Genomic DNA, 11,010 nt, shown 5'->3' with positions numbered 1-11,010 from the left:
AGTGGCGGGTCTGAATCCCCCACTGATTGCATTCTGACTCCTGAATTCTGACTTCTGAATTCTTCTTCAAGCAGTTTTTGTATCGTCAGATGTGGCGGAAAATAAAAAGTCAGGTGAATTGAGATTTAGTTTAAGTAAGTGGGAAAACTAAATTGTAAGTTGCTGGGTGCTGCCTTGGGAATTGGATTAGCACGCTGATATTCAAACTTACAATGAGGTAGTTGTGTTTCGAGCTGTTGTTGGTCATAGTGACGATCCTGATTCTCAAAATGCGATCGCTGAAGTTCTGCAAGAATGTAGCCGTTCCCTAGCAGGGTCAATTCCTCAAGCTGGGGTTTTATTCACTGCTATAGACTTTAACCATGCGTTAATTTTGCAACGCATCCAGGATGCTTTTCCCGGAATTGAGTTGATTGGTGGAACTACAAATGGAGAAATCTCCTCAATTCTGGAGTTTCAGCAAGATTCTCTAACCTTAATGCTGTTTGCTACCGATGAAGTGCAAATTCGGGCAGGTATTGGACGAAAAGCATCCAAAAATCCAGCCCTTGCAGCTCAACAAGCGATCGCCCAAGCCAAGGCAAAGAGTGCATCCTTAGTACAATTGTGCCTAACCTTTCCCGATAGTCTGACGAGCAATGGGGTGTTAATTTTACAAGGTTTACAACAAAGCTTGGGAGGGTATATTCCGATCATTGGGGGAATGGCTGCCGATGACTATACCTTTGACAAAACCTACCAATTCTTCCAAAGTGAAGTGTTAAGTGATTCAGTTCCAGTGCTATTATTTTCTGGAGAATTACTATTTTCCCACGCAGTTGCCAGTGGTTGGACTCCCATCAGTCAACGTAGCCGTGTAACTAAAGTGGATGGCAACGTAGTCTATGAAATTGATGGACGACGTGCCTTAAATTTCTATCAGCATTATCTCGGTGAAGAAAGATTTGCGTCCAACTATGCGATTCATGCCCTGGCAGTTTTTGAGGATCAAGATCATTTCTATATGCGGGCGCCCAATGGCTACGATCGCCTGTCTGGTAGCATGACGTTCTTTTCTGATATTCCTGAACACGCGGTTGTACAAATTACCGATGCGACTCGTGACAATATTCTATCCGCTTCTGAGACATCCTTGAAAAATGCTCTTGCTGATTATCCCGGTGTAGAACCAACAGCAGCGTTACTCATTTCCTGTGCAGCGCGTCGGCGAATTCTTGGGACTCTTACCAAACAAGAGTATCAGCTTGTCAAAACTCATTTACCAGAGGCATTACCTTGCTGTGGTTTCTACGCTTACGGCGAAATTGCTCCTTTGGTGAGCGGAGGTCAAACGCAATTTCATAACAAAACGTTTGTCACACTACTAATAGGAACAAAATGATTGATGTATGGATAACCAAGACAATTCCATACATATTCAAGAGTTAGAAAAGACAAACCGCATCTTGCGGAAAAAGCTGGAACGCAGCGAAAATGAACGCTGCCAGCTAGAAATTGACATTACAACAAAGGAGTTTTTACTGAAGAAAGTCATTTGTGAGCTAGAAAACTCTCAGGCAGACTTGCAGCAAAGAGGTCAAGAGTTAGAAAATACGTTAGATAGTTTGCATAAGATGCAAGCTCAAATGATTCAAAGCGAAAAGATGTCTGCCCTTGGTCAAATGGTGGCTGGTATTGCTCACGAAATCAACAATCCCGTTAGCTTTATTTACGGAAATCTCAGTCATATTAGCCAATACACCCATGACTTATTGCGACTTATCCAGCTTTATCACCGTTACTTCCCCAACCCACCTGCTGAAATTCAAACCGAACGCAAAACCATCGATTTAGAGTTTCTAGAAAAAGACGCGATTATGGTATTGGACTCAATGAACATCGGGACGGAACGTATCCGGGATATTGTACTTTCACTGCGTAACTTCTCCCGCTTAGATGAAAGTGAGTTCAAAGCCGTGGATATTCATGAAGGCATCGACAATAGTTTGATGATTTTGCAGCATCGCCTCAAAGCCACTGACAAAAGCCCAGAAATTCAGATCATCAGAAATTACAACAATTTATCCAATGTAGAATGCTACGCCGGACAGATTAACCAGGTATTTATGAACATTCTAGTAAATGCGCTCGATGCCCTCGAAGAACTCAATACCAAACGGACTTATCAGGAAATCCAGCTTAATCCCAGTCGGATCACGATTAGTACTTCTGTCGTTGATTTGCAGTGGGTGAAAATTGCGATCGCTGACAATGGATCTGGGATTCCCGAATCGATTCAAAAACAGATTTTCAATCCCTTCTTTACAACAAAACCTGTCGGCAAGGGAACAGGAATGGGAATGGCTATCAGCTATCAAATCATCACCGAAAAACATGGTGGTAAGTTAGAATTTTTTTCGACACCTGGAAAAGGAACGGAGTTTGTGGTTCAAATTCCTCTCCAGCAGCAAATTTGTGAAGTAATCTAACGTAACGTTATGATCGGTATTCAAAAATTGATTCATAATTCTTGAAGAAGAATTATGAAGTCAGAATACATTCGTCAGAATCAAGACGCTCTCTACGAGACGCTAAAAGCGAACGCGGACTCGCTCTCCGTGGCGCTATCAGTCGGGGATTCAGACCCGTGACTGATTGAAGACCACAAAACAAGAAAATTTGGTGGGGGTCTTAAACCCGATTATTCATCCACCAGTCGTACAGAATTCATTCTGAATTCTGACTTCTGACTCCTGACTCCTGACTCCTGAATTCTGTTCGATAATTTAGAATCAATTAAACTAAAGGCAATAAAATTTCAAATTCAGTGCCTATACCAATCTGTGAATGAAAACTCAATTTTCCGCCATGTCTGGCGGTGATAATTCGATAACTTACTGCTAAACTTGTATTTTTACCATTCTTTGTTTCAAGAGAAAAAGACTCTATAATTTGCTGTTGCAATTCTTGAGACATTCCAAAACCATTGTCAGCAATCCGAATTAAGATCCAGCGAGAATCTGGTGCATCTGGGTTGCTTGCTTCTTGCGAAATAACTTCTGTGGTAATCTCAATCCGAGGTTTTTGAACAGTCTTTGTATCTTCCAGATGCAACTGCTGTTGCACGCCTTCATTGAGTAAAGTATCCACAACTTCGCTGAAAATATTCATCAAAACCTGATTTAACTGCCCCATAAAGCAATACACTGGCGGCAATTGACCGTAGTATTTGACGATTTCAATTTCTCCTTGAAGACGACTATTAATTAATAAAATAATACTATCTATACAGGCGTGTAAATCTACTGGTTTCGGATAAATTTCATCGATATGACAGAAGTTTTGTAAGCTGGTGACAAGTTTTTTTAATCTTTCCGCTCCAGTGCGGATACTAGCAAGCGATCGCGACAAATCTTGTTCTAAAAAATCAAATTCAATCTCTTCTTTAATCTGATTAATTGCCTGGGAAGCTGATGGTAACTCTTGATCATAGGCGGCTATCAGCTTGAGTAAATCTTGGCTGTAGGTTGAGACATAAATTATATTACCCCAAATAAAACCTACCGGGTCTAAAATTTCGTGCGCTACGCCGTCTACCAAACGTCCCAGATTTGCCATTTTATCATTTTGAATCATTTGGGCTTGGCTGCGTTCATACCGCACCAGATTTTCGATTCCCCGAATTTGCCAAGAAATAATATTCAACTCTTGTACATCTAACAATCTATAAGCACCAGATGCTGTTTGTACTACAATTGGTTCTGCTAATAATTCTGGCGAGCGCTTTAAGCTAAGTTGCATCGCTGTTAAAATCGATGTTGTATCAGCAAGCAGCAACATCGGTATCCGCGCATAGCTGTAGAGAACGGCTAATGGTTGTTGAACAAATAACTCTTGTCCATAAGGACGAATCAAAAATTCTAGCAGTCGCCGCCGCGAAATCATCCCAATGAACTTTTCCTGTTCTACCAAAATTACTCCTGGTAGCAGAGGGTATTTTTCCAAAAAATTAGCCACTTCCATACCAGTGCGGTTGATTTCCACTGGGAAGTTGTACATTGGTAGTTCTTGGAGGGTTGAATCTAAACCGAGATCGCGATCGCTACCCTCAGACAAAAATGGTGGTGAGATTTGGTAACTGAATTCTTCTGGCACTAGACACCCTGATTTTTACAAAGCAGTTAACAATTGATAATTCGTAATGACGCTCTCTACGAACGCGAATAGCGTGTCGAAGACAGACGCTAAAAGCGTAGTTTGCTTCTCTGTAAGAGTACGCGGACACGAGAAAGCGTAAGGAAGACAGTAATTCGTAATGACGCTCTCTACGAACGCGAATAGCGTGTAGAAGACAGACGATAAAAGCGTAGCTTGCTTGGATGCAGGAGTACGCGGACTCGCTAACGTAATTAAGTTTTGTAACGAGGATTTAGCGCTAACAGAGCTTCTCTTTGTAAAAGAGACACCGCCACGAAACTTACCGCTTGTTAGTTGCGTGGGACTTAAACCTTTAATTTACGATAAGTTAATATTTTGCATTCTCTCACCCCTTAAATCCGGTTTCGGTTTAGGTATCTCGTAGGATTAGCCCTTTCAAAGTGAAAATCGTTCTATTACAAGACTTACGCAAAAAGGCAGTGAAAGCCTTGATTTAGCGTAGGGGCAATTCATTAATTGCCTCTACATTTCGTACTTGATGCGTAAGTCCTATATTATCTTGCACTAGGCGACTGGAAGCAACTGGGGTGCGATTTCTCAAAGAGCAGAACAGGAACGCGAAAGGGCACAACAAGAACGTCAACAGAGCCGAGCGCCTAACTGCGTAGACGCAGAGCGGCTTGTCGTTAGACATCGCTCGGCGTTGAACCAGAAACCTAATATTTTTGTTACGAATTACGAATTACGTTAGCGAAGCGGGGCGTAGCCCATTACGAATTACGAATTGAAAAGGGGTGGTGTAAAAGAGCCATCTGTGGCTTAATTTGTTTAGACACAAATTTTACTGCTACCAGGGTAATCACGATGACAAATAGACCTCCTTCCGAACCGGAGTCATCCCAAAAAACTGCCCTTGGCTTTGATGAATTTATAGCCATTCTGGTTGCCTTCACCACTATTGGAGCGATTCTTTTTTGGTCATTGTCCCGCAGGGATTCTAGCTGGAACTTAAACGGGCTGCTGTCGCCTGACTCCACTCCGTCTTCTAGTGTTCAACCAAATCAACTATTGCCTTCCCCTTCTCCCAAGGTGGAATCAAATGCAGTCCCTAGATTCAATGTTTTGCCGTCATCTCCATCTGCGGCTGTTGTTGAACCCAAGTCATTCCCGACTAACAGTGCAAGTCCTTTCCCCGCAGTGTTACCATCTGCTCAGGTAATCCCAACTCAATCCCCACAACCACAAACACCTGTATCCTCTTCAACAGGACTTGAGTCATCAATTAAATTATCAGCATTGCCTTTAGTAACTCCGGCAAAACAAAAATCAATCATTCCGCCGCCAATTGCATTTAACGATGTGCCCAATAATTTCTGGGGTCGGCGTTTTATTGACGTTCTTTCTTCCCGTGGTATTCTCAAAGGGTTTCCTGATTATTCTTTTAGACCAAATCAGCCTGTAAACCGCGCCGAATTTGCCGCTATACTCCAAAAAGCCTTTGATCAAGAACCGTCTAAGACTGCGATCGCATTTCAAGATGTACCAGCAAAATTCTGGGCAACTCCAGCAATTGACGAAGCCATCAGTACCGGATTTCTCAAAGGCTACCCGAAAAAAACCTTCAAACCACAACAAAATATTTTGCGAGTGCAAGTTTTAGTTGCCCTTGTTAGTGGCTTTAATTTGAAAGCACCCACTTCCCCAAATCATATTTTAAGTGTCTATAAAGATGCTAAAAATATTCCGCGATATGCTATTGACAAAATAGCAGCTGCTACAGCCAATGGTCTGGTAGTTAACTATCCAAATCCACAAATTCTTGATCCAAACAAAGTAGCTAGTCGGGCTGAAGTGGCGGCGATGATTCATCAAGCTTTAGTAAAACGTGGCAAGTTGGAGGCAATTGCATCTCCAAATATAGTGCGATCGCCCAAAGTATCTTCAGAACTTTCGCAGACTCCAAAAACGAACCTAAAGGGGAAATTGTCCGACAGAGGTTTGTCTCAACAATAATTACTAATTCGTAATTCGTAATTAAATTAAGGGTCAAAGGAAGCGGCATCTAGAGTTAATAGCGTTATGGGTGAGTCTAAATCTCCATCTATGAGGTAATTGCGAATTGGTAAATTTTTAGAGAAGTCTGATCGCCGACTTCCGGCGATCAGATTTCAGTGATTTGGAATTAGAACTTACTCCTACACAGGAGTAAGCTAGCAAGAGCGTCTGGTAGAGAAGCGATAATTAGATATTAAGCTTCTGGAATTTCTTTACCGACAACTTGTGATTTAAGAACGGTGATTTCACCAGTTAACTCTTTCCTGGTTGAGGCTTTGAGTAAATAGCGGTAAACAAACCAGGCAGAATAACCAATACCAATTAACTCAAAAGTAGGTGCTACCAAGGGGATATCATTCAAAGCATCTAATATTGCCAAGAGTACTTTGACGCCAACAATTGATCCCACAATTAAACCAACTGTCACCAGGGGTTGCTTATATTGATTAAAGAAGCTTCCCAGATATTCTGGCAATGTTGCTAAAAAGGTAGAAATTTGCTCCCCGTATTTTAGCCATTCGTCTTGAGACTGCGCGGGAGGCTGGAGTTTGGTGATGGTTCCGGTTTGGTTGTAGATATCTGCACCTATAGTCTCTTTGGATGCAGTTTCGGTAAATTCTTGTTCTGGCATTTTCACTCCCATAAATTTGACAGTTGAGTTTTTCTAATCTGGATAATTACAACCAAAAGGCTGTTGATTAGGTAATGCACAAGTGCATCAGTACAATTGGGTCAAGAACACAAAAGGGTTTTAGTGTCCTATAACCATAATTGCCCCCTAATATCTACTGCATCAACTACAAGGTAGAAAGTCAGTAGGAGGATAGAACTCACAATGGCAGCAGAATGTATTATAATCAACTTCCTGAGTTCTATTTTTTTGAATCAACTGGAATCCTCAGGTTGTGATTATCCCATTGCGTGTCATTTGCTCATAATCGTACTAAATCTAGTGCCGTGTGCAACTTTCTCTCAAACCTAACCCCCAACCCCTTCCCTACAAGGGAAGGGGAGCAAGAATCAAAGCCTCTCCCCCACAGGGAGAGGTTTGGAGAAGGGTTTTAAGAATAAGTTGCACATCGCGTAATCTAAGTACAAATCATCCAAAAATCAGTCCACCTCTCATTTATATAAGCCTAAAAGCCGATTTTAGCTGATATTAAAGCTATCTTAAGCCGCGTTCGTCAATTAACGCATTGGTATTGATATTAATATGTAATTAAAGTTTTTCTGTGTTCACATAGACTAGACTTTTAACCTATTTTATGATACCCGTAGCTGGGGATGAGGGAGAAATCAATTCAAAATTCAGGCATTGTTCGCGCAGCGTCTATCTGTGACACGCTATTCGCGTTCGTAGAGAAGAAAAAGGTTGGGGAAGATGCAGCTTTAGCTTCCAGTGGGGCGGGAGATGATGGAGATGAGGAACAAATAAGCAATGCCCCATGCCAAGGAATGTCAAAGCTTTTGTTTTTTTCCTGATTGTATTAATTTTATAACGAAGCAGTAAGGTAGAGTAGGGGCATACCTGATGGCAAGAACTCATTGCTATCAATTATATATTGAGGAAAGTGGTGTGGTAAGGAGAAGACGGTCTTAGACAGGTCTTTAGTACAGGAAATTTTTATTGCTGCTGAAAAAATTGAATTCTATTCGCTGGCAGTAATTGTATTTAGTAATATTGCTATCTAAATCACTCATACTATATTATAAGGTTATGCTAATTATCTAGTGAGTAATGATTTGCTCTTACTATAAAAGAAGATAATCTAGATGTTAATCACCAATTGAAGTATTTGCACAAGCTAGACTGATTTGGTGATTTTTGTGGGAAGGCAAGGAGGTTTGAGAAATGCTTTCCTCAAAAGCCAACCCCGATCGATAACAGTTCAGAAAGCAAAAAAGTGTCAGCCGAAGAGCCATCGACAGACGAACTCCCAACCATAGAATTTCCCTCACGAGGGAAACTCAAAGCCAGTTCTTGGCGCATCCATCAAAAAATTGGCTATGGGTACTTTGTAGCTATCGGAATTGGTTTTTTTGGCTCACTGACTGGGTTAGTGATCGCCAGCTACTACCGGGGAAGGGAAGTCAGGCAATTCAATCAAGCCTATGAACAAGGGCAACTACTGAGTAATTATAAAGATGCAGTAGTCGGAGCGCAATTACATAGCTCTAACTTAGTTGCTGTATTGGAAAATTCCCAACAGCTACAAAGCAAAAAAGCCGATTTTCTGAAGAATGTCGAAAAAGCTAAAGAATTAGAGTCAAAAATTGCTGGATTTATCGATAGCAAACCTAAAAGACTAGCAGCAACAAGTTCGACTTTACAGACGTTATTGCTGGATTACAAGACTAATTTAAAAGCTTACGTTAACCAAATCGAGGTCGTCTTACAGAAAATTGACTCCCAACAAGTGCAGCCTCAGCAAATTTCTTCTGCCCGATCGCAGTTATTGACAATTATGCGTGGTGAAACAGCCGTGCGGCTAGAGCAGCTTTCGCAAAACCTGACTAACATCCTGCAAACTGCTGAAGATCAAGAGCAAGAAAAGCAAAAAGCCGTTGAGCAGGCAAAAGTAGTTGAGCGATTCATCGTGATCATCAGTATGCTAGTTTCGGTGGCGATCGCAGCTATTGTAGCTTGGCGTACCAGTCGGGCGATCGCTGAACCAGTGATCACTGTAACCCAAGTAGCTGAACAAGTTGCTCGCAAATCTAATTTCGATTTGCGAGCGCCCGTCACCACTGAAGATGAAATTGGCCTACTCGCCAAATCTCTAAACCATCTGATTGAGCGAGTATCTGAGCGAACAAAAGAACTACAACAAGCTAAAGAATTAGCCGAAGCTGCTAGCAAGGCAAAAAGCATATTTCTGGCCAATGTCAGTCATGAATTACGCACACCGTTAAATGCTGTGATTGGCTTGAGCCAACTTCTAGAAGACGACGCTACCGATCTTGGTTTATCGGGAGACTTTATCACAGATTTAGAGACAATTAACTCTGCTGGTAAGCATTTACTACACTTGATTAACGAAATCCTCGACTTGTCAAAAATTGAAGCGGGTAAAATGACCCTCTATCCAGAGATATTCGAGATTGCGACGCTGATTCATAACGTCGTCCTTACAGTCAAACCAGCTATAGAAAAAAATGCCAATGTTTTAGAAGTGGATTTTGATCAGCAACTTGGCACCATGTACGCCGATCAGACTAGGATGCGGCAGGTATTGTTAAACTTACTAAGCAACGCCAGTAAATTCACTACAAACGGCAAGGTGACGCTGACAGTCAACCTAGAAAAGGATGAATTTCGACCAGAGGCTCCTTTAGGTATGATTACTTTTACCGTTACCGACACAGGTATAGGTATGTCTCACCGTCAACAGCAGCAGTTATTTCAACCTTTTACACAAGGAGATACCTCCACTACAAAAAAGTATGGAGGTACGGGATTGGGGTTGGCAATTAGCCGCCACTTTTGTCAGATGATGGGTGGTGAGATTATTGTCAAAAGTCAGCCGGGAATTGGCTCTACTTTCACTATTCGTCTGCCAATGACTGTGCAGGATTGAATGGGGCATTGGGGATTGGGCAATTCAATTTTGGATTTTGGATTTTGGATTGACGATAGCGTAGCGTTAGCGAGTCCGCAAGCGTCTTTTGGATTAAATTTCAATTGTTTAATTTAAAATCTAAAATCTAAAATCTAAAATCTAAAATTCTTACTCCCTCATCCCCCTCATCTAGCAATTCTCTGCCGAATTAGGTAATAATATTCACCTTCCCTGTATCCAAGTCGTAACGACCGCCGACAATTTTCAATTTGCCCGATCGCACCTGCTCAGTTAAAAGCGGCGATCGCTTCAACCGTTCAATTTGATATTGCACATTTGCCACCACAGCATTTTCAACCGCGTCACCCGGCTGACTCTTGACCTTTTTCAGGGCTGGCTTAATTGCCTTCACAAAAGTACTAATATCACCGAGTAACGATTCGTTTTGGACAGCTGCGGTTACAGCCCCACAACGCTCATGACCCATCACCATTAGCAGGGGAGAACCTAACAAGACAACCGCATATTCAATACTGCCGATCGCTTCTGGGGTGGCAATATTTCCGGCAATCCGAACATCAAAGATGTCCCCAATGCCCTGATCAAAAATAATTTCTCCGGGTACTCGTGAATCCGCACAACTAAGAATAGTTGCAAATGGATGTTGAGCTTGAGCAACTTCCTGCAACCGCAACGCAGATTGATCGGGGTATTGGGGTTGATGATTAACAAATCGCTGATTCCCCTGCATCAGCTTTTTTAAGGCTGCATCGGGATTGAGGGATTCAGGGGAGTTTGAGGGTATTTCGGCAGCTTTCGCCTGTTTAACCTGCCAGAGTAAATCGCTGGCAGTTAGCATCATTCCAAACGCCCCGGTCATTCCCAACTTCAAAAAGTCACGACGTTCCATGAAACGCTTCCTTGATTAAATTTATAACTCTCTTAGATTGACGCGACACATCTGACAGAACGAATCTCCATCACGTCGGAAACGTAGCAAGTACCTCCGAACTTATTGAGGAGTGGTCTGATATTTTCCACAACACGCTTGAGTTCTTCTGGCATACAAAACGCGAGGATGTAAACATTATCAAGCATGGTCATGTCTAAATCTTCTGTCGTTCCTCGTAATCCTTTACCAACAACATTTCGGATTACGGCATGGCTATGTACACCCGACTTGTCTAAACTATCTAAAATTTTGGCAAGCTCAAAGGAGTTGGCGATAATTTCTATCTTTTTAACTACGTGCATATTA

The 11,010-nt window shown here is 41.9% G+C and carries 9 protein-coding genes; 5 read left to right on the top strand and 4 right to left on the bottom strand.

Going from position 1 to position 11,010, the window contains the following annotated elements:
- Nucleotides 1-223: 223 nt before the first annotated feature.
- Entirely contained in the window at nucleotides 224-1,381 is a 1,158-nt protein-coding gene (locus PUQ00_RS22270; protein WP_300420885.1) for an FIST N-terminal domain-containing protein, read from the top strand.
- Nucleotides 1,382-1,388: 7 nt separating this feature from the next.
- On the top strand, nucleotides 1,389-2,468 hold the full coding sequence (locus PUQ00_RS22265; protein WP_300420883.1) for an ATP-binding protein: 1,080 nt from the start codon (nucleotides 1,389-1,391) through the stop codon (nucleotides 2,466-2,468).
- Nucleotides 2,469-2,775: 307 nt separating this feature from the next.
- Here PUQ00_RS22265 and PUQ00_RS22260 read toward each other — a convergent pair whose 3' ends face one another.
- Nucleotides 2,776-4,134, bottom strand: coding sequence for an ATP-binding protein (locus PUQ00_RS22260; RefSeq protein WP_300420881.1), 1,359 nt, complete (start codon nucleotides 4,132-4,134; stop codon nucleotides 2,776-2,778).
- 867 nt (nucleotides 4,135-5,001) lie between these two features.
- Between PUQ00_RS22260 and PUQ00_RS22255 the strand changes: the two genes are divergently transcribed.
- Nucleotides 5,002-6,150 (top strand): S-layer homology domain-containing protein, encoded by a 1,149-nt coding sequence (locus PUQ00_RS22255; protein WP_300420879.1) that lies wholly within the window; start codon nucleotides 5,002-5,004, stop codon nucleotides 6,148-6,150.
- A gap of 235 nt (nucleotides 6,151-6,385) precedes the next feature.
- On the opposite strand, the gene PUQ00_RS22250 is transcribed toward PUQ00_RS22255, so the two are convergent.
- Nucleotides 6,386-6,823, bottom strand: a complete 438-nt coding sequence (locus PUQ00_RS22250; RefSeq protein ID WP_300420876.1) for a CAAD domain-containing protein — start codon at nucleotides 6,821-6,823, stop codon at nucleotides 6,386-6,388.
- A gap of 653 nt (nucleotides 6,824-7,476) precedes the next feature.
- Between PUQ00_RS22250 and PUQ00_RS22245 the strand changes: the two genes are divergently transcribed.
- Together PUQ00_RS22245 and PUQ00_RS22240 are read left to right on the top strand one after the other, a co-directional pair.
- On the top strand, nucleotides 7,477-7,674 hold the full coding sequence (locus PUQ00_RS22245) for a hypothetical protein (protein WP_300420873.1): 198 nt from the start codon (nucleotides 7,477-7,479) through the stop codon (nucleotides 7,672-7,674).
- Nucleotides 7,675-8,096: 422 nt separating this feature from the next.
- Complete coding sequence (locus PUQ00_RS22240; RefSeq protein WP_300420870.1) at nucleotides 8,097-9,770, top strand: ATP-binding protein; 1,674 nt, start codon at nucleotides 8,097-8,099, stop codon at nucleotides 9,768-9,770.
- Between the two features lie 190 nt (nucleotides 9,771-9,960).
- On the opposite strand, the gene PUQ00_RS22235 is transcribed toward PUQ00_RS22240, so the two are convergent.
- Complete coding sequence (locus PUQ00_RS22235) at nucleotides 9,961-10,662, bottom strand: carbonic anhydrase (RefSeq protein ID WP_300420867.1); 702 nt, start codon at nucleotides 10,660-10,662, stop codon at nucleotides 9,961-9,963.
- Between the two features lie 32 nt (nucleotides 10,663-10,694).
- Nucleotides 10,695-11,006, bottom strand: coding sequence for a P-II family nitrogen regulator (locus tag PUQ00_RS22230; protein WP_094349024.1), 312 nt, complete (start codon nucleotides 11,004-11,006; stop codon nucleotides 10,695-10,697).
- Nucleotides 11,007-11,010 lie beyond the last annotated feature (4 nt).

The sequence above is a fragment of the Nostoc sp. S13 genome, assembly GCF_029379315.1.
GTDB lineage: Bacteria > Cyanobacteriota > Cyanobacteriia > Cyanobacteriales > Nostocaceae > Nostoc.
Note: the sequence above shows the minus strand (reverse complement) of the source record. Positions and strands in the feature narration are given on the sequence as shown.

What these genes read in the sequence shown, in the direction of transcription:
- PUQ00_RS22265 (WP_300420883.1), top strand. Translation starts at nt 1,389, where the DNA reads ATGGATAACCAAGACAATTCCATACATATTCAAGAGTTAGAAAAGACA.
- PUQ00_RS22250 (WP_300420876.1), bottom strand. Translation starts at nt 6,823, where the DNA reads ATGCCAGAACAAGAATTTACCGAAACTGCATCCAAAGAGACTATAGGT.
- PUQ00_RS22235 (WP_300420867.1), bottom strand. Translation starts at nt 10,662, where the DNA reads ATGGAACGTCGTGACTTTTTGAAGTTGGGAATGACCGGGGCGTTTGGA.
- PUQ00_RS22255 (WP_300420879.1), top strand. Translation starts at nt 5,002, where the DNA reads ATGACAAATAGACCTCCTTCCGAACCGGAGTCATCCCAAAAAACTGCC.
- PUQ00_RS22230 (WP_094349024.1), bottom strand. Translation starts at nt 11,006, where the DNA reads ATGCACGTAGTTAAAAAGATAGAAATTATCGCCAACTCCTTTGAGCTT.
- PUQ00_RS22245 (WP_300420873.1), top strand. Translation starts at nt 7,477, where the DNA reads ATGAGGGAGAAATCAATTCAAAATTCAGGCATTGTTCGCGCAGCGTCT.